General features: G+C 73.7%; 17 protein-coding genes. 8 read left to right on the plus strand and 9 right to left on the minus strand.

Going from position 1 to position 17,192, the window contains the following annotated elements:
- From ACZ4NT_RS35060 to zapE, 5 genes are all read right to left on the minus strand, one after another.
- A partial coding sequence (locus ACZ4NT_RS35060) for an SPFH domain-containing protein (RefSeq protein ID WP_467729215.1) occupies window positions 1-362 on the minus strand: 362 nt, incomplete at its 3' end.
- Between the two features lie 196 nt (window positions 363-558).
- Window positions 559-2,013: a SulP family inorganic anion transporter gene (locus tag ACZ4NT_RS35065; protein ID WP_467729217.1), complete on the minus strand. Its 1,455-nt coding sequence runs from the start codon at window positions 2,011-2,013 to the stop codon at window positions 559-561.
- 41 nt (window positions 2,014-2,054) lie between these two features.
- Window positions 2,055-2,633, minus strand: coding sequence for a carbonic anhydrase (locus tag ACZ4NT_RS35070; protein ID WP_467729219.1), 579 nt, complete (start codon window positions 2,631-2,633; stop codon window positions 2,055-2,057).
- Between the two features lie 70 nt (window positions 2,634-2,703).
- Window positions 2,704-3,042 (minus strand): hypothetical protein, encoded by a 339-nt coding sequence (locus tag ACZ4NT_RS35075; RefSeq protein WP_467729221.1) that lies wholly within the window; start codon window positions 3,040-3,042, stop codon window positions 2,704-2,706.
- 146 nt (window positions 3,043-3,188) lie between these two features.
- The gene (gene zapE, locus ACZ4NT_RS35080) at window positions 3,189-4,310 is read right to left on the minus strand and encodes a cell division protein ZapE (protein ID WP_467729223.1); all 1,122 of its coding nucleotides are present in this window, start codon (window positions 4,308-4,310) and stop codon (window positions 3,189-3,191) included.
- Window positions 4,311-4,347: 37 nt separating this feature from the next.
- On the opposite strand from zapE, the gene ACZ4NT_RS35085 reads away from it, so the two are divergent.
- From ACZ4NT_RS35085 to ACZ4NT_RS35110, 6 genes are all read left to right on the plus strand, one after another.
- Entirely contained in the window at window positions 4,348-5,142 is a 795-nt protein-coding gene (locus ACZ4NT_RS35085; RefSeq protein WP_121406674.1) for a pyrimidine reductase family protein, read from the plus strand.
- 195 nt (window positions 5,143-5,337) lie between these two features.
- Window positions 5,338-5,811 carry an indole-3-glycerol phosphate synthase gene (locus ACZ4NT_RS35090; protein ID WP_183117065.1) on the plus strand — a complete coding sequence of 158 codons (474 nt, stop codon included), beginning with the start codon at window positions 5,338-5,340 and terminating at the stop codon, window positions 5,809-5,811.
- A gap of 88 nt (window positions 5,812-5,899) precedes the next feature.
- Window positions 5,900-7,291 (plus strand): UDP-N-acetylmuramate--L-alanine ligase, encoded by a 1,392-nt coding sequence (gene murC, locus ACZ4NT_RS35095; protein ID WP_467729226.1) that lies wholly within the window; start codon window positions 5,900-5,902, stop codon window positions 7,289-7,291.
- A 30-nt stretch (window positions 7,292-7,321) separates the two neighbouring features.
- On the plus strand, window positions 7,322-7,729 hold the full coding sequence (gene msrB, locus ACZ4NT_RS35100) for a peptide-methionine (R)-S-oxide reductase MsrB (RefSeq protein WP_121406677.1): 408 nt from the start codon (window positions 7,322-7,324) through the stop codon (window positions 7,727-7,729).
- A 214-nt stretch (window positions 7,730-7,943) separates the two neighbouring features.
- Complete coding sequence (locus tag ACZ4NT_RS35105) at window positions 7,944-8,744, plus strand: VOC family protein (protein WP_121406678.1); 801 nt, start codon at window positions 7,944-7,946, stop codon at window positions 8,742-8,744.
- Window positions 8,745-8,831: 87 nt separating this feature from the next.
- Complete coding sequence (locus tag ACZ4NT_RS35110; protein WP_467729229.1) at window positions 8,832-9,830, plus strand: HEAT repeat domain-containing protein; 999 nt, start codon at window positions 8,832-8,834, stop codon at window positions 9,828-9,830.
- Window positions 9,831-9,901: 71 nt separating this feature from the next.
- Here ACZ4NT_RS35110 and ACZ4NT_RS35115 read toward each other — a convergent pair whose 3' ends face one another.
- From ACZ4NT_RS35115 to ACZ4NT_RS35125, 3 genes are all read right to left on the minus strand, one after another.
- Window positions 9,902-11,158, minus strand: coding sequence for a cytochrome P450 (locus tag ACZ4NT_RS35115; RefSeq protein WP_121406679.1), 1,257 nt, complete (start codon window positions 11,156-11,158; stop codon window positions 9,902-9,904).
- Between the two features lie 147 nt (window positions 11,159-11,305).
- Complete coding sequence (locus ACZ4NT_RS35120; protein WP_467729231.1) at window positions 11,306-11,761, minus strand: DUF6114 domain-containing protein; 456 nt, start codon at window positions 11,759-11,761, stop codon at window positions 11,306-11,308.
- Window positions 11,761-12,435: a DUF6230 family protein gene (locus tag ACZ4NT_RS35125; RefSeq protein ID WP_121406680.1), complete on the minus strand. Its 675-nt coding sequence runs from the start codon at window positions 12,433-12,435 to the stop codon at window positions 11,761-11,763. The genes ACZ4NT_RS35120 and ACZ4NT_RS35125 overlap by 1 nt, the downstream gene beginning before the upstream one ends.
- A gap of 764 nt (window positions 12,436-13,199) precedes the next feature.
- On the opposite strand from ACZ4NT_RS35125, the gene ACZ4NT_RS35130 reads away from it, so the two are divergent.
- Window positions 13,200-13,865 carry a Tat pathway signal sequence domain protein gene (locus ACZ4NT_RS35130; RefSeq protein WP_467729234.1) on the plus strand — a complete coding sequence of 222 codons (666 nt, stop codon included), beginning with the start codon at window positions 13,200-13,202 and terminating at the stop codon, window positions 13,863-13,865.
- Here ACZ4NT_RS35130 and ACZ4NT_RS35135 read toward each other — a convergent pair.
- Complete coding sequence (locus ACZ4NT_RS35135; protein ID WP_467729236.1) at window positions 13,858-14,814, minus strand: lytic polysaccharide monooxygenase; 957 nt, start codon at window positions 14,812-14,814, stop codon at window positions 13,858-13,860. The genes ACZ4NT_RS35130 and ACZ4NT_RS35135 overlap by 8 nt on opposite strands.
- A 446-nt stretch (window positions 14,815-15,260) precedes the next feature.
- Here ACZ4NT_RS35135 and ACZ4NT_RS35140 point away from each other — a divergent pair, with 446 nt between their 5' ends.
- Window positions 15,261-17,063, plus strand: a complete 1,803-nt coding sequence (locus ACZ4NT_RS35140; protein WP_121406684.1) for a S8 family peptidase — start codon at window positions 15,261-15,263, stop codon at window positions 17,061-17,063.
- Window positions 17,064-17,192: the final 129 nt, after the last annotated feature.

Consider the following 17,192-nt stretch of genomic DNA (forward strand, 5'->3'; position numbering starts at 1 on the left):
CGCAGTGAGGTCTGCGCCATCTGGGAGACCGCGAAGCGGTAGTCCTCGACCTGGACGACGGCGTCGGCGGCGTCCACCACCTTGAAGTAGATGACGGCGTCCACCCGGACCGTGACGTTGTCCCGGGTGATGCCGTCCTGCGCCGGCACCGGCATCGTGACGATCTGCATGTTCACCTTGCGCAGCCGGTCGATCACGGGGACCACGGCGGTGAAGCCCGGTTCGCGCACCGGACCGGTCAGGCGGCCGAGCCGGAAGACGACCCCGCGCTCGTACTGCTTGACGATCCGTGCCGCCGCAGCGACGTACACGACCGCGGCGGAACCGACGGCCGCGCCGGCGACGAGAAGTTCCTCGAGCACGACGACCCCCTTTCGAGCCGCCCGACATGCCTGGAAACTCCACTTTACGCCGCGGCCGCGGGCGGCCCGGAGGCGCCGGTCCGCCCACGGCAGCGGGCCGGACCGGCGCCCCGCCGCGGGCGGAGCGGCCCCCGGACGGCCGTCCGGCCCGGCCCGCCGGAGGGCGGCCCCGGACCGGACAGGGCGTGCGGGCCGGTCAGGGCACCGGAGTGACCTTCACCGGCTCGGTCCCGGCCGTGCTGTGCCGGGCGGCCCAGCTCTCCAGCGCGACACGGCACGCGTGATCGAGATGGTGCAGCCCCGACAGGTTCACCTCGACCGGCCGGTCCTGCGGCAGTGCCTCCAGGCTGTCGAGGATCTTCGGCAGCCGCAGGAAGGTCGCGTTGCCCGACAGGTGGGCCTGCACGGGTCCCGCTCCCTTGTCTATGACCTCCAGCCGTACGTGCGAGGCCTCCCACGCCGTCTTGACGACGGCCAGCGCGAGGCCGATCAGCACGCCCTCGAACATGCTGACGGCGACGATGGACCCGGCGGTGACCACGAGGATCAGGGCCTCGCCGCGGTGCTCCCGCCACAGCGCCGCGATCTGGCGCAGCGGGATGAGCTTGCAGCCCGCGTGCACCAGGACCCCGGCGAGGGCCGGCAGCGGAATCACCGCGAGCGCGGCGGGCAGCAGGGCGGCGAACAGCAGCAGCCAGACGCCGTGCAGGACCCGGGACGCCTTGGTGCGCGCACCTGCCTGCACGTTGGCCGAGCTGCGGACGATGACCGCGGTCATGGGCAGCGCGCCCAGCAGCCCGCAGACGGTGTTGCCGGCCCCCTGTGCCATCAGTTCCCTGTCGTACTGGGTGCGCGGCCCGTCGTGCAGCCGGTCCACGGCGGCCGCGCTGAACAGGCTCTCCGCCGAGGCGATCAGCGCGAAGGCGAGCACCGTGCCCAGCAGGCCCACGCTCGCCGTCTCCCCGAAGGCGCCGAGGGGCGGCGGCTGGAGCGAGCCCAGCAGCCCCTTCACCTCGACCGTGGCGACCGGCAGCGAGAAGGCCAGCGACACGAGCGTGGCCAGCGCGACCGCGCCGAGCGGGCCCGGCACCGCGCGCACCCGCCGCGGCAGCCGCCTCCACAGCACGAGGACGGCGACGGTGCCCGCACAGAGGGCGAGTGACGTGAGCGCCCCGGTGTCCCCCGCGGCACGGGCGAGCGTCCCGGGCAGTTCGATGATCTTGTCCAGACCGGAGGCGGGCGCGGTCAGCCCCGCCGCCGAGTACAGCTGGCCCGCGATCAGCACGAGCCCGATGCCGGCCAGCATGCCCTCGACGACGGCCACCGAGATGGCGCGGAAGTAGCGCCCCAGCTTCAGTGCGCCCATGAGGAGTTGCAGCAGGCCGGTGGCCAGCACGATCACCCCGAGGACCGGCAGCCCGAACTCCCGGACCGCCTCGAAGACCAGCACGGTGAGTCCGGCTGCCGGGCCCGATACCTGGAGGCTGCTGCCGCGCATCAGCCCGGTGACCAGACCGCCCACGATGCCGGTGACCAGGCCGAGTTCGGCCGGCACACCGGAGGCGACGGCGACGCCCACGCACAGCGGGAGGGCGACGAGGAAGACCACGACCGAGGCGGCGAAGTCCTGCCGCAGATGGGGAAACCGCACGGGACGCCTCGGCCGCGTCCCCGCCGGCCCCGACGCGGTGCTCACAGCGCCTCGAAGGTGTCGGTGTCCGGGCGGTGTTCGCGGACGGTTCCGGTGTCGACCTCGTAGAACCAGGCGTGCAGGCGCAGTGTCCCGTTCGCAGCCTTGTCGGCGACGCACGGGTACGCGCGCAGCCGCAGCAGTTGCGTCAGGACGTGGCTCTGCACCGCCTCCGCCACGGACGGGTCCTCCGGAGGACCGCTCGGGCGCGGTGCCGCCTGCGCCAGCCAGGCGCGCACGGCGGGTACGGCGGTCAGGTCGTCGCCGCGCACCAGGGCGCCGACCGCGCCGCAGTGCGAGTGGCCGCAGACGACCACGTCGGTGACGCCGAGCACGTTCACGGCGTACTCGATGGTGGCCGCCTCGCCGGTGGGCCGGTCCGAGGGGTGCGGGGGGACGATGTTGCCCGCGGTGCGCAGCTCGAAGAGCTCGCCCGGACGGGCACCGGTGATCAGGGCCGGAACGACCCGGGAGTCCGAACAGGTGATGAACAGGGCCTGGGGGGACTGGCCCGCGGCCAGCGCGGCGAAGTCCTCGGGGCGCTGTCCGTGTGCACGGGCGTGATCGATGAGGGACTGCATGTCGGTTCCTCCTGGCGCGCCTCGGCGGCGCGTCGGCTGACTGAACGTGGTGTGGGGGGTCACGTACCGGTCAGCAGCGGAAGACCTGAAGAGTCGCCGGGGAGTGGGCCGTCGAGGATCTCGACGCGTGCGCGGGAGGGCCGGCGGGCACGGGGAGCGGGTGCGCGGCGGCCGGGGTGCGCTCCGGTGCGGTGCGTGGGGGCACCCTGGGGAGGCGGTCATCGGTGCGGGAGCGGTCGCGTGCGGCCTGCGGCGGCGCCGGCTTCTGCGGTTCCTCGGTCTCGCCGCACGCGATGATCTCGTGTGTGTGTACGGACGCGAACGCCTCGGCGGACGCGAACAGTTGCAGCGCGAGCAGGACGGCGGCGAGCGTGGACAGCACGGCCCGGGCCGTCGCACCACGAGTCATGCGCCCCCCTCCCGGCGTCTCTCCCGCACGTCGACCTGCACGCTGACGCGGCACGTTGTTTGCAGGGTCAACCTAACGTTTCACCCTGAAGAGGGCCTGAAACGGCAAGGAGGGGGAGTGGCGGGATACCGCCCGCAAACGACTTCTTAGGGCCGGTCGGAGTCCGTCTTCCGGTCCTCCACCAGGCTCTTGGCGTCCCGGGCGAGGGCGGTGAGGCGGGAGATCGCGCGGAAGTACTTCTTCCGGTAGCCGCCGTTCAGCATCTCCTCGCTGAACAGCCGGTCGAACGGCATCCCGGAGGCGAGGACCGGCACCTCGCGGTCGTAGAGCCGGTCCGCGAGCACGACGAGGCGCAGCGCCGTCGACTGGTCCGGCACGGGCTGCACATCGGTGAGGCAGACCGCCCGGAGGTCGTCCGTGAGGGTGCCGTACCGGCTGGGGTGGACGCGCGCCAGGTGGTCGAGCAGATGCGGGAAGTCGTCCAGCGACGCCCCGGCCGTGGCGTACGCGGCCCTGGTGACCTGCTCGTCGGAGAACGGTGCCGGTGCCTCGGGCAGCCCGCGGTGGCGGTAGTCCTCGCCGTCGATGCGCAGCGGACGGAAGTGTGCGGACAGGCCCTGGATCTCCCGCAGGAAGTCGGCCGCCGCGAACCGTCCCTCGCCGAGCTTGCCCGGCAGCGTGTTCGAGGTGGCCGCGAGCGCCACGCCCGCGTCGACCAGCTTGCCCAGCAGCGTGGAGACCAGGACGGTGTCCCCCGGGTCGTCCAGCTCGAACTCGTCGATGCACAGCAGGCGGTGGCCGGAGAGCGTCTGCACGGTCTGCTGGAAGCCGAGCGCGCCGACCAGGTTCGTCAGTTCCACGAAGGTGCCGAACGCCTTCAGGGCGGGCTCGGCCGGGGTCGCGTGCCACAGGGAGGCCAGCAGGTGCGTCTTGCCGACGCCGTACCCGCCGTCCAGATAGACGCCGCGCGGCCCGGTGGGCGCCTTCGGCGCCTTCCCGAAGCCGAACAGCCGGCGCCTGCCCGACCCGGCGCCGGGCGCCGCGCCGAGACCGGCCGCGAACTCGGCGAGGACGCGCACGGCCTCGCTCTGACTGGGCTGGTCCGGATCCGGGATGTACGTCTCGAAGCGGACCGCGTCGAAGCGCGGTGGCGGCACCATCTCGGCGACGAGCCGGTCCGCGGGGACGTGCGGCTCGCGGGCGCACAGGGACAGCGGAGCCGCTTCGGCTATCGGACTGACGCCATGGGCGGCGGGGGAGGACGACACGGTTCCCCACTCTAAGGGCCGTGCCACACTGCACGACATGCGACGCCTGTTCCCTGTGACCGAAGAAACAGCAGCCCAGGCCTCGGGCGGGGCGCCCGGTGCGCAGGCGGCGGACCGGGAGTGGAGTCTGCGGGAGCTGGCGGAGGCCTACGCCTATCCCGGCGTCCGCACCCCCTGGCTGCGCGCCAACATGGTGTCCACGCTCGACGGCGCCGCCCAGCACGAGGGCCGCTCCCAGCCCATCTCCTGCGCCGCCGACATGCGGATCTTCGGCACGCTGCGCGCCCTGGCGGACGTGATCGTGGTGGGCGCCGAGACGGTACGCCAGGAGGGTTACCGTCCGGCACGCGCGCGTGCGGAGTTCGCGGCGCTGCGGGAGGCGGCCGGACAGGGGCCCGCACCCGCCATCGCCGTGGTGAGCGCCGGTCTCGGCCTGGACTTCTCGCTGCCGCTCTTCACCGCGCCGCTGGTGCCCACGCTGCTGCTGACCGGGTCCGCGGCGCCCCCCGACCGGATCGCCGCCGCGGAGAAGGCGGGGGTCCGGGTCGTCTTCGCCGGGGAGGGCACCGAGGTGGACCCCGCCCGTGCGGTCCGGGCGCTCGGCGAGCGCGGCCTGACCCGGCAGCTCACCGAGGGCGGCCCGCGCCTGCTGGGCCGGCTGGTCGCCGCCGGGGTCCTCGACGAGCTGTGCCTCACCGTGTCCCCGATGCTCACGGCGGGCGGTGCCCAGCGCATCGCCTCGGGCCCCCCGGTGGCCGTGCCGCAGCGCTTCGAACTCGCGTCCCTGCTGGAGGAGGCCGGGTTCCTGTTCAGCCGATACCGTCGGACTTGACACGGTGACGGAACGTGTCGTTCCGGTCTGGCTCGGCCCGGGCACACCGAATCCCGCGGTACCCGTGCGGTTACGGGGCAGGATGGTTTCCGCAGGGTCGTGGGACGGCCTGTGCGCGAGACGCAGGAGAAGGGGCCGAGCGGGCCCCTGAGGAGACAGGGCCCCAACGGCCCTCGGAGGAGAAGGGCGCCTGTCGTGTTCACAAGCGTATTGATGATCGAGAAGGCCCTGACGTCCGCCGACGTGGAGTTCGTCACGACCCTGCACGGCGACGAGGCGGTCGCCTTCCACGTACTGCTCCAGCCCCGCGGCGACCAGGCCGACCGGCTGCTGCGGGCCATCGACGACGTCGCCCTCGGCGAGCTGGACGAGGCGGTCCGCGAGGACGAGACGCCCGAGGGCGAGGAGGCGGTCGGGCAGGGGCAGCAGGCTCTGGACGTCTCCCTGGTCGCCCTGCGGGCGGCCGGCAGCGAGGCCGCGGGGCGGCTCATCGAGGACCACCCGCTGGACGCGCTCAAGAGCCTGGTCGACGAGATCGACGCCGACGAGGTCATCGTGCTCACGGACCCGCACTACGTGGAGGAGTTCTTCCACCGCGACTGGGCCTCCCGGGCCCGCCACAAGGTGGGCGTCCCGGTGCTGAAACTGTTCTCCCACAGCAAGGCATAGGCTGGGGCCCGCGCAGCCGCCGGGCTCCTGCCGTCCGCTGCCGCCCTACCGCTCGTCGTCACCACCGCACCGCTTGGGGAGAACACGCATGGCACCCGGCCTTCCTACCGCCATGGACCGACCGCACTTCATCGGGATCGGCGGAGCCGGGATGTCGGGCATCGCGAAGATCCTCGCCCAGCGGGGCGCCGAGGTGGCCGGCAGCGACGCCAAGGACTCGGCGACCGCCGAGGCCCTGCGGGCCCTGGGGGCGACGGTGCACATCGGGCACGCGGCCGAGCACCTGGCCGCCGACGCCACCTGCGTCGTCGTCTCCTCGGCGATCCGCGCGGACAACCCGGAGCTGGCCCGCGCGGCGGAGCTCGGCATCCCGGTCGTCCACCGCTCCGACGCCCTGGCCCGGCTGATGGACGGCCTGCGTCCGATCGCCGTGGCGGGCACCCACGGCAAGACGACGACGACCTCGATGCTGGCCGTGTCGCTGTCGTCGCTCGGGCTGGCCCCGTCCTACGCCATCGGCGGCGACCTGGACGCCCCCGGCTCCAACGCCCTGCACGGCGACGGCGACATCTTCGTCGCCGAGGCGGACGAGTCCGACCGCAGCTTCCACAAGTACGCCCCCGAAGTCGCGATCATCCTCAACGTGGAACTGGACCACCACGCCAACTACGCCTCGATGGACGAGATCTACGAGTCCTTCGAGACCTTCGTGGAGCGCGTCACCGAGGGCGGCACGCTGGTGATCTCCTCGGACCACGAGGGGGCCCGCGAGCTGACCCGCCGCGTCAGGTCCGGGAACGTCAAGGTGGTCACGTACGGCGAGGCCGCGGACGCCGACGTCCGGGTCGTGTCGGTCGTCGCCCAGGGACTGAAGAGCGAGGTCACCGTCGAACTGGACGGCGCACCGCTGACCTTCGCGGTCTCCGTCCCCGGCCGCCACTACGCGCACAACGCGGTGGCCGCACTGGCGGCGGGCGTCGCGCTCGGCATCCCGGCCACGGAACTGGCCCCGGCCCTGGCCTCCTACACCGGCGTCAAGCGCCGCCTCCAGCTCAAGGGCGAGGCGGCCGGCGTCCAGGTCATCGACTCCTACGCGCACCACCCCACCGAGATGACCGCGGACCTGGAGGCCATGCGCGCGGCGGCCGGCGACTCGCGCATCCTGGTCGTCTTCCAGCCGCACCTCTTCTCCCGCACCCAGGAGCTGGGCAAGGAGATGGGCGACGCCCTCTCCCTGGCCGACGCCTCGGTGGTCCTCGACATCTATCCCGCACGCGAGGACCCGATCCCGGGCGTCACCAGCGCACTGATCATCGACGCGGCCCGGGCCGCGGGCGCGGACGTGACGCCCCTCCACGACAAGGCCGAGGTGCCTGCCGCCGTGGCGGGAATGGCGAAGCCCGGTGATCTCGTTCTCACCATGGGCGCCGGGGACGTCACCGACCTCGGTCCCGAGATCCTGGCCCGCCTGTCGAAGTAGGCACAGCGTTTTCGTGAGGGGTTGAGCTTCATGTCGTACGACATCGAAAAGCCGGACGAGCAGTGGCGCGCGGAGCTGACTCCTGCCGAGTACACCGTCCTGCGCAAGGCCGGCACCGAACCGGCGTTCACCGGTGAGTACACCGACACCAGGACGAAGGGCGTGTACTCCTGCCGGGCGTGCGGCGCGGAGCTCTTCACCTCGGGGGAGAAGTTCGAGTCGCACTGCGGCTGGCCGAGCTTCTTCGACCCCAAGGACAGCGACGCGGTCGAACTGATCGAGGACCGTTCGCACGGCATGCTGCGCACGGAGGTCCGGTGCGCCCGGTGCGGGTCGCATCTCGGGCACGTGTTCGAGGGTGAGGGCTACCCGACGCCCACGGACCAGCGGTACTGCATCAACTCGATCTCGCTGCGGCTGACGCCCGACGAGGCGTGAGGGATCCCGCCGCCCGCACGCGTGCGGGCGGCGGAGCCCGGAACCCGCACGGGTGCCCCGCGGTGCGCCCGGCGCCGCGGCGGGAGATGCTGGGCCCGACCAGTGCGGATGCAGGCGCGGCTGAGGTCGTCCGGCCGCCGGGCGGCGACCGGGTCCGGAGCGGATCCGGACCGGTCCCCGGCACGGCGGACGGCGGGACCGGGACGGTACGGGCATGAACAGCGACAGAACACTCCACGGCGAGGTGCTCTCCAGCCACTCGGTGTTCGGCGCACCGTGCTGGGTCAGCCTGAGCGCCCGTGACCTGGGAGCCGCCGAGGCCTTCTACGGGGCCGTGCTCGGCTGGGAGTGGAGCCGGGGCGGGCTCGGCGACCAGTTCCGGATCGCGCGGGCGAACGGCGTGCCGGTCGCGGGCGCCGCCGAGGTGGCCAGCGCATGGCAGATGGCCGTCTCCTGGACCCCGTACTTCGCCGTGACCGACGCGGACGCGGCCGTGTCCCGCAGCCAGGAGCGCGGCGGGACGACCGCCGTGGGCCCCATCGCGTTCCCGCCGGGACGGGCCGCCCTGCTCGCCGACCGCGACGGAGCGGTGTTCGGCGTCTGGGAAGGCGCGCTCGTGGCCGGCTGGGAGCACTGGCGCCGGGCCGCGCCCGCCTTCGTACGGCTGCACACCCGCGACGCCTTCGACGCCGCGATCTTCTACGGCGAGGTCCTGCGGTGGGCCTCCGCCGGGCCCGGCGGCTGCGAGGTCCACTACGACGGGGACGAGGTCGTGCTGACCAGCGCGGGACTCGTGGTCGCCCGGATCTACTCCGGCGCGCTCGGGGCGGCTCCCGACCCCGCGCTCCGGCCGCACTGGCAGGTCCACTTCGCCGTCTCCGACGTGGCGGCCTGCGCCGAGGCCGCGCTCGCCCACGGGGGCAGCGTCCTCAAGCGCGGGAGCGACGGGGACGAGGCCCTCCTGAGCGACCCCGACGGGGCGCGTTTCACGGTGACCTCCAGCGCGGCGCCCTGAGGCCGTCCGGCCCGCCCCGCCGCCGCGAGCCCCGGGACGGGCGTGATAGTCAGGGCCCGTCCGATCAGCGACGGGACGGGGAGCGGTGTGACCGCGCAGGAGTGGGTGCTGGACCACGATCAGGTGCGCGAGCACGGGTTCGAGAGGTACGAGGGGACTCCGCTCGACGTGCGCGCGGTGGTCGCCGGGATGCCGCGGAGCGTCAAGGACGGCTTCCGCTTCGACGCGGTGCCCTGGGGCCGCTTCCGGCACGCGCACGGAGCCGCCGACGACGTGCCCGGGCTGCTGGCCCGGCTCCGCTCCGGTGACGCGGCGGCGGCCGACGCCGCCCTGGGACGGCTGTGGGGGAGCCTGGTCCACCAGGGCACGGTCGGCTCCGCCGCACCCCTGGCCGTCCCGTTCCTGCTGCGCACGGCCGCCGACCCGGCGGCGCACCACCGCGTGGACACCCTGGGCCTCGCCACCGCGGCGGCCCGGCTCGCCCACTGGGGACACGGGACCCGCGACACCTTCCTCCAGGGCACGCCGCCGGAGTGGCGCTACGACTGCGGCGGCTACGCCATGAACTGGTCCATCGAGGCCTCACGGACCGCCCTGGGCGCCGACGCCGACGTGCTCCTCGCGCTGCTGCGCGACCCGGACCCCGAGCTTCGCACCGGCGCCTGCCACGCCCTGGGCGTCTCCTCGGGCGAGGCCGCACGTGCGACCGACGCCCTGCGCGCGCGTCTGACCGCCGAGGAGTCCCCCGCCGTCCGCGCGAGCCTGGTCCTCGCCGTCGCCGAACTCGCCCGCGGGCAGGCCCGCCGTCGCGCCGCCGCCTGGACCGGTGCCCTCTGGTCCGACCCCGCGTGGCCCGCGGACGTCCGGGTGGCCGCCGCGCTCGCCCGCCTCTGTCTCGACGACGGCCCGGTGCCCGACGGACTGCGCACGACGGTCGACGCCCTCGTCACCGACGATCTGGCGGCGGTCCTCGGCCGAGTCCCGTGGATCGCGCACGTCGACACGGAGGACGGCCTCGCCCGCACCCTCGGCCAGATGCTCGACGGCGCCGCACCGGGTGTGCCGGACCCGGACCCCTGGGCCTGAGCGGATCCGGGCTCCTCGGCGCCGCTCGGGATCCGGGGGATGCGGCGCCGCCGGCTGCCTCCGCCCTCCCGCTATCCCGGGGCCGCCGTCAGCCGCACCGGCAGGGAGCGGTGGCCGTTGGAGATGAAGGACTCCACCGGGAGCAACTCCTGTGCGGGGACGTCCAGTCGGAGCCCCGGGAAGCGCTCGAAGAGCGCCGGGAGCGCCACCCGGGCCTCCAGGCGCCCCAGCGGAGCACCCAGGCAGTGGTGCACCCCGTGCCCGAAGGCGAGGTGCTCCTTGTCGAGCCGGGTGACGTCGAAGACGTCGGCGTCCGGCCCGTACCGCTCGGTGCTGCGCCCGGCGGCGGCGTACGCCGCGAGGATGGCCTCACCGCGCGGGATCACCGTACCGGCGGGGTCTCCGAGCTCGCCGAGGTCGAGGTCCTCGACGGCGTAGCGCAGCGGCAGACTGGCCACCGGCGCCTGGACCCGCAGCGTCTCCTCGACGACGTCGTCCCAGGAGGCACGGCCGGCGCGGACGTGCGCGAGCTGCCGGGGATGGGTGAGCAGGGCGTGGACGGCGTTGTCGATGAGGTTGACCGTGGTCTCGTGCCCCGCGCTGATCATGAGCACCAGGGTGTCGAGCAGTTCCTGTTCGTCGAGCCTGCCGCCGTCCCCGTCCTCGCGTGCCGCGATGAGTCCGGACGTCAGGTCGTCACCGGGCGACTGCCGTTTGGCGGCGACCAGTTCGGCCATCGCGGCGTACAGCCGGGCGTAGCTGCCGGTGACCTCCTCCGGCGGCGCGGAGGTGTGGAAGATGCTGTCCACCAGGGCGCGCAGCTCGGCGCCGCGCTCCTCCGGCAGCCCGAACAGCTCGCTGATCACCTGGATCGGCAGCGGATAGCAGAACCGCTCCCGCAGATCGACCGGCTCACCCCCGCGGCCCGCCTCGTCGAGCCGGTCGAGGAGGTCCCGGGTGATCTCCTCGATCCGGGGCCGGAGCGCGGCCGTGCGGCGGGCCGTGAACGCCTTGGCGACGAGGAGCCGCAGCCGCCGGTGGTCGCTGCCGTACGCAGTGAACATGTTCCGCACCGCGACCCAGGTGAACAGCGGCCACTCCGGCGAGATCTCACCGTCGATCCAGGCGGGCCAGTGCCGGCGCGGGTCCTTGGAGACCCGCGGGTCGGTCAGCAGCCTCCGGAGCAGTCCGGGGCTGCTGACCGCCCAGGCAGCCACTCCTCCCGGGAGTTCGACCCGGGCCACCGCGCCCCTGGCCCGGATGCGTGCCGCCTCGCCGTGGATGTCACGGCCGGTCGGGTCGATCGGTAAAGGGCGGGGTTGCCCCATCGCAGCCTCCAGGCAGTCGAACGCCGTTACGGCAGCGCAGGCTACGCCGCCGTCCGCGGCCTCGACAGAGGCCCTCGCGGGCCGTGGCCGGATCACCGACGGCCCACGGCACCGAGTGCGGGTGGCCGCCCGCCCGCCGCGGAGGGCTCAGCCGGTCCGGTGCCGCCGCAGCAGGCCGCGGCGTGGTTCCTGGTCCGGCAGCCAGCCGAAGGCCAGACAGCTGCCGGTGGCGCCGAGCACGAGGCCGACGAGGAAACCGCCGAGGTTGGAGGTGAGCCAGGTGCCCAGGGACAGGAGGATGCCGAGCAGGGAGTAGAAGAGCCGCTGGGCCGGGTTGAAGAGGACCAGCAGACCGCACAGGAGCATGACGGCGGGCAGCAGGTAGCCGGCCACGCCCTGCATGCCGATGTGCATGACGACCTTCAGCGAGGCCTTCTCGGTCAGCAGGATCTCCGCGCCGCCGACGGCGAGCAGCAGCCCTCCCCAGAACGGGCGCCCGGCCCGCCACCGCCGGAAGGCGGCCCGGGCCCGGGTGTGGGCCCCCGGCGGCCGCTCACCGGTTCCGGCAGTCGCCCGCACCGCCGGCTGCGGCTCGGCGGCCATCAGCAGGCCTGGTCGCTGAAGCGGAGCTTGAGGCCGGGGAGCTTGAACACCGCCGCCGTGGTCGCGTAGTTGGTCTGGCGCAGATGGGCGATGCGGACGGTGTCGGCCTGTTGGCTGAAGACCCCCTTCGGTCCCTGGACGCCCGCCTTGTCGAGGGTGCTGGCGTCGTTGCCGATCTCGATGTTGTCGAAGGCCGCGTCGCCGGACAGCTCGGTCGAGTCGGTGGTCAGGTGGCTCGCCCGCACCTTCTCCGAGCCGCTGCCCGCGGTGATGACGAGGTTCGTGCCGCCCAGGTCGACGCTCTGGCACAGCTTGGTGAGGGTCGCGTCCTTGATGGCGGAGGTGACGACCAGGACCTGGCCGCCGGTGTCCCCGGCGTTCGGGCTGTCCTCGGCCATGGTGTCGAGGCCGCCGAACTGCTCGAAGCCCGTGCCGTTCAGCTCCGTCGCGGTGACGGTGAACGGCATACCGGAGATGGCGAACTGGACGCCGAGCGCCCCCTGGGCGGTGAGGATCATCAGTCCGGCGGCGATCGCGGTGGCGGGGACCGCCATCACCGCGGCGCGTCGCAGGCGGACCCGCCCGCGCCGGATGCCACCGCCGGTGGCTAAACCGCTTTCCGGTCTCCCGGAGGTGGAACCGTGGGACGCCGTGGCGTCCGAGGACGAGGCCATGTCTGCTCCCTGATCACAGTGAATGCGGGTAGGGCTTCAGCGGCATGTTGTCCTGGCGCGGACAGCGGCTGCGGCGCACGCCTCCTCGTTACTCCCGGCGGATGCAAGGGCTTTCTCGTGGCGCCGCAGTAGCCGACGAGGAAGTTACCGGGGGTTACACCTCAGGGTCAAGAGACCTGTGCGCACAGGGTGTTGGTGGTGCCGCTCCCGTGTGGACCGCCGGCCCGGCCACCTCGCGTTTCGCGCCGCAGCGGGAGTTCGCCCGCTCCTCGGCCGGCACCGCCGGTCACCCCAACTTCCGTACAGCGCCTTGACGTTGAGGGAGCGACGGGTCTACAACTTCCCCTGTTTCCACGGATCCGTGGCGCCGGATCCGTCGCGCCGCGCCTGTCACCTTCCCGGCCCCCGCCTTGTTCCGGGGCACGGGTGACCCCTCGGGGACGCGGCGCGAACTCCCCCTCCCCACCGCCCCCGTGGCACCGGTCACCTCCCCGGCTGGAGGTGACCGGCCGTACGGCTGCCCCGCCGGTCCGTGGCGCAGAAGCGTCACGCGCCGGAGACGGCCGCCGCGTCACGCGCGTCCGGACCGGCCGGACCCCGCGTGCCCGGAGCGCTCCGGTGCTCCTCGGCACGTCCGGCCCCTCCACCGCGGTTCGTGCTCTCCCCGCATCTGCGCGCGTTCCGTACCCGTACCCGTACCCGTCCGCATCCGCGAGTCCCGAACCCACCCGCACCTCCCCCCACTTCGGAGAAGAGGCACCCCCATGCGCACTCGGTCCTTACTCGCTCTCGTCGGTGTCACCGCCGCTCTCGCCGTCTCGGCGGCGTCCCCCGCCTCCGCGGCCGACGTCGCGGTGCTCACCACCGGCAGCCTCGGCGGCGCCCCGGTCGCCGCCGGCGACGTACTGACGGCGTCGCTGGCCGGCGGCACCGCCGCCACGTTCTACTCCAGCAGCAGCGGGACCAGCGGCGTCTCGTGTTCCGCGTCGACCTTCACCGCGACCGCCGCCGACAACCCCGCCGCACCCGGCACGGCGACCGAGTCGCTCACCGGTCACGCGTTCACGAGCAGCAGCTGCACGAGCAACGTCACCGGCGTCCTCGGTGTCACGGGCATCACCGTCAACAACCTGCCGTACAGCACGACCGTCACCTCCGACGGCACCGTGACCGTGACGCCGCCGAGCGGCTCGACCGTGCAGACGACCGTCGTCCTGCGCACCCTGCTGGGCAGCGTCACCTGCGTCTACCGGGCGCCGTCCCTGTCCGGCACGGCGAGCAACACCGACAACAGCATCGCCTTCGCCAACCAGCACTTCACGAAGTACTCCGGCTCGTCCCTGTGCTTCGCCAACGGCTACTTCACCGCCAGGTACGCCCCCGTCACGGACACCAGCCAGGTGGGCAGTCCGGTGGTCTTCGTCAACTGACCCGCCCGCGGCGGCGGCGCCGGGCGAGCACCACGCCCGCGGCGAGCAGGAGCGCTCCGGCGCCGCCCGCCACCAGCGGCAGCGCCCCGGGGCCGCCTGCCGTGCTGTCCGCGACGGGCTCGGACCCGTCGGCCGCGGCGTCCGCCACGGGCGTCGCGGTCTCGGCCGGTACCGGGGCCGCCGCGGACGCCGACGCCGGCTTCTTCCGCTCGGTCTTCTTCGAGGGCGCCGGCGTCCGTGGCTCGGCCGAGGCGCTCGCGCGGCCCGGTGCGGAGGCGCCCGCGCCCGAACCCGTCGCCCCCTGCTGCGCGGGCCGCGCGAACACCACGTCCGAGCACGAGTAGTAGGTGTCCGCGGTGCTGGAGTTCTGCCAGATGGTGAACAGCACGTGCCGCCCCGACCGGTCGGCGGGCAGCTTCGCTGCGATGCGGTAGGCGCCCCGGACCATGGCCGGGTCGGTGGCCGTCGCGAACGGCCGCGTCGGAAGGTCCGACCACGTCAGGGGCTTCGACGGGTCGTATCCGGGCTTGGTCAGGTACAGCTTGAACGTGCCCGTGTGCGGAATCGTCGAGCTGTAGGCCAGGTTCAGCGGAGCACCCGGTGTGAGCCGGGTCGCGGGCCAGTCGGTGCGGGCCAGGTCGAGCCCCTTGTAGGCGGGCAGACCACCGCTGCACAGCCGCCCGTCCGGGATCATCTGCCGGTCCCTGCCGTTGACACCGGCGACCCGCAGGTTGTCCCAGGCGGTGAAGGGGGCGCCGTTCGACGCGATCGCGGCCCGGCAGGCCGCGGACCCGGCCCGGCTCCCGCCCTCGGGCGAGCACGCCACGACCCGGCTGACCGGATCCGTCGGTGCGCCGTGGGCCGCGGCCGGTCCCGCGGCCAGGGGCGTCAGCAGGAGCGGGGCCGCCACGGCGACAGCGGCCGCGGTGACGGTGCGATGTGCGGTCATCCGGTGGGGCTCCTCGGGCTGTCGCGTAGGGGGCCGTTCCCTGTGCAGTACGGGGAATCGGGGGCCCGTGTTCACCGGGCGCGGGGGTTGGTGCGGGAGCAGCGGACGCCGGCGGTTCTCGGCCGCCGGCCGGGCCGCCGCGGAGACGGCCGACAGGAGCTTCTCGGTCGGCACCCGCGTGCGCATCGGTCCGGACCTGCCGGCGAACCGGGCGAAGTGGGCCGCCCCAAGGGTGTTTTCCGGCCAGATCGAGGGTTTCCCCTGTATCCGCTCCGCCCGCCGTCTCCCTATCGTTCGGGCACAGCCGACCCACAGGTAACCCCAGGTGGGCCGCTCGCGTACGGCCGGCCGCCGCGCACTGCTCGATTCACCCCCCGCCGCTTCGAGGACGAAGCGAATCGACCGCTGCTCCGCGCTGCCCGGAGCCGGCCCGAAAGGCAAAGCCCTTGCGTACGTCCCCCTCCCGCACCGCCGGACGGAAGCTGATATCCGTCGCCGCGGTGTCCGCCGCCCTGATGGCCGGAACGGCCACCTCGGCCGCCGCCGCCCAGCCCGCCGTCGCGCGGGCGACCTCCCCGGCCCCCACCGGAGAGACCCCGGCCGCGCCCGCCGAGCGCCTGATCGTCGGGTACAAGTCCACCGCCGCCGAGGCCGGATCCGACAAGGCGGCCTCCGCGGACGCCGAGGCGAAGGGCAAGGAGGCCGGCGAGGACCTCGACTTCCGGCGCCGGCTCGGCACCGGCGCCGCCCTCGTCGACCTCGGTGACCGGCTCGGCAAGGCCGACGTCGCCGACGTCATGGCCGAATACCGCGCGGACCCGCAGGTCGCCTACGTCGTGCCGGACCGCCTCAACACCCCGCAGGCCGACCCGAACGACACCGAGTACGGCAAGCAGTGGGACCTGTTCGAGACCACCGCGGGCATGAACGTCCCCGGCGCCTGGTCCACTTCGACCGGCAGCGGGGTGACCGTCGCCGTCATCGACACCGGCTACGTCGCCCACTCCGACCTCGCCGCGAACATCGTCGCCGGCTACGACTTCATCTCCGACACCGCGGTCTCCGTCGACGGCGACGGGCGCGACGCCAACCCGGCCGACCCGGGCGACTGGTACGCGACCGACGCGTGCGGCTCCGGCACCGGTTCGAGCAACTCCTCCTGGCACGGCACGCACGTGGCCGGCACCATCGCCGCGGTCACCAACAACGGCAAGGGCGTCGCGGGCATCGCGTACGGGGCGAAGATCTCCCCGCTGCGGGTCCTCGGCAAGTGCGGCGGCTACGACTCCGACATCATCGACGCGATCACCTGGGCGTCCGGCGGCACCGTCTCCGGCGTCCCCGCCAACGCCAACGTGGCCAAGGTCGTCAACATGAGCCTCGGCGGCTCCGGTGCCTGCACCGCGGCCACCCAGAGCGCCATCACCGCCGCCGTGAACCGGGGCACGACGGTCGTCGTCGCGGCCGGCAACGAGAACTCCAACACCTCGGGCTTCTCCCCGTCGAGCTGCAGCAACGTCGTCAACGTCGCCGCGACGAACCGCACCGGCTCCCGTGCCTCCTACTCCAATTACGGCACGCTCGTCGACATCGCGGCCCCCGGCGGCCAGACCAGCACCGGCACCGCCAACGGCATCCTGTCCACCCTGAACTCCGGCACGAAGACGCCCTCCACGGAGTCGTACGCCTCCTACCAGGGCACCAGCATGGCCACCCCGCACATCGCCGGCCTCGTCGCGCTGATGAAGTCGGCGAACCCGGCACTCACCCCCGCCCAGATCGAGTCGGCGATCAAGACGAACGCCCGTGCCCTGCCCGGCACCTGCTCGGGCGGCTGCGGCGCGGGTCTCGCGGACGCGGCCAGGACGGTCCAGGCGGTGAGCGGTTCCGGCGCCTCGACCGGCACCACCTACACCAGCACCGGCGCGGTCGCCGTGCCGGACGCGGGCTCCGCCGTGGAGTCGCCGATCACCGTCGGCGGGCGCAGCGGCAACGCGCCCGCCGCCCTCAAGGTCGGGGTCGACATCACCCACACGTACCGCGGTGACCTGGTGATCGACCTGATCGCCCCGGACGGCTCGGCCTACCGGCTGAAGTCCTCCAGTGGCTCGGACTCCGCGGACAACGTGAACACCACGTACACCGTCGACGCGTCGAGCGAGAGCGCGTCCGGCACCTGGAAGCTGCGCGTCCAGGACGTCGCGGCGCAGGACACCGGCACGCTCAACGGCTGGAAGCTCACGTTCTGACGGCAGCGGGCCGTCCCGGAGCGGCGGGGGGGGGGGGGGGGGGGGGGGGGGGGGGGGGGAAAGGGGGGGGGGGGGGGGGGGGGGGGGGGGGGGGAGGGGGGGGGGGGGGGGGGAGGGGGGGGGGGGGAT

It is taken from the genome of Streptomyces sp. NPDC026417 (genome assembly GCF_055567695.1).

What these genes read in the sequence shown, in the direction of transcription:
- ACZ4NT_RS35120 (WP_467729231.1), bottom strand. Translation starts at nt 11,761, where the DNA reads ATGGCCGCCGAGCCGCAGCCGGCGGTGCGGGCGACTGCCGGAACCGGT.
- ACZ4NT_RS35085 (WP_121406674.1), top strand. Translation starts at nt 4,348, where the DNA reads ATGCGACGCCTGTTCCCTGTGACCGAAGAAACAGCAGCCCAGGCCTCG.
- ACZ4NT_RS35135 (WP_467729236.1), bottom strand. Translation starts at nt 14,814, where the DNA reads ATGACCGCACATCGCACCGTCACCGCGGCCGCTGTCGCCGTGGCGGCC.
- ACZ4NT_RS35130 (WP_467729234.1), top strand. Translation starts at nt 13,200, where the DNA reads ATGCGCACTCGGTCCTTACTCGCTCTCGTCGGTGTCACCGCCGCTCTC.
- murC (WP_467729226.1), top strand. Translation starts at nt 5,900, where the DNA reads ATGGCACCCGGCCTTCCTACCGCCATGGACCGACCGCACTTCATCGGG.
- ACZ4NT_RS35125 (WP_121406680.1), bottom strand. Translation starts at nt 12,435, where the DNA reads ATGGCCTCGTCCTCGGACGCCACGGCGTCCCACGGTTCCACCTCCGGG.
- msrB (WP_121406677.1), top strand. Translation starts at nt 7,322, where the DNA reads ATGTCGTACGACATCGAAAAGCCGGACGAGCAGTGGCGCGCGGAGCTG.
- ACZ4NT_RS35105 (WP_121406678.1), top strand. Translation starts at nt 7,944, where the DNA reads ATGAACAGCGACAGAACACTCCACGGCGAGGTGCTCTCCAGCCACTCG.
- ACZ4NT_RS35070 (WP_467729219.1), bottom strand. Translation starts at nt 2,633, where the DNA reads ATGCAGTCCCTCATCGATCACGCCCGTGCACACGGACAGCGCCCCGAG.
- ACZ4NT_RS35075 (WP_467729221.1), bottom strand. Translation starts at nt 3,042, where the DNA reads ATGACTCGTGGTGCGACGGCCCGGGCCGTGCTGTCCACGCTCGCCGCC.
- ACZ4NT_RS35115 (WP_121406679.1), bottom strand. Translation starts at nt 11,158, where the DNA reads ATGGGGCAACCCCGCCCTTTACCGATCGACCCGACCGGCCGTGACATC.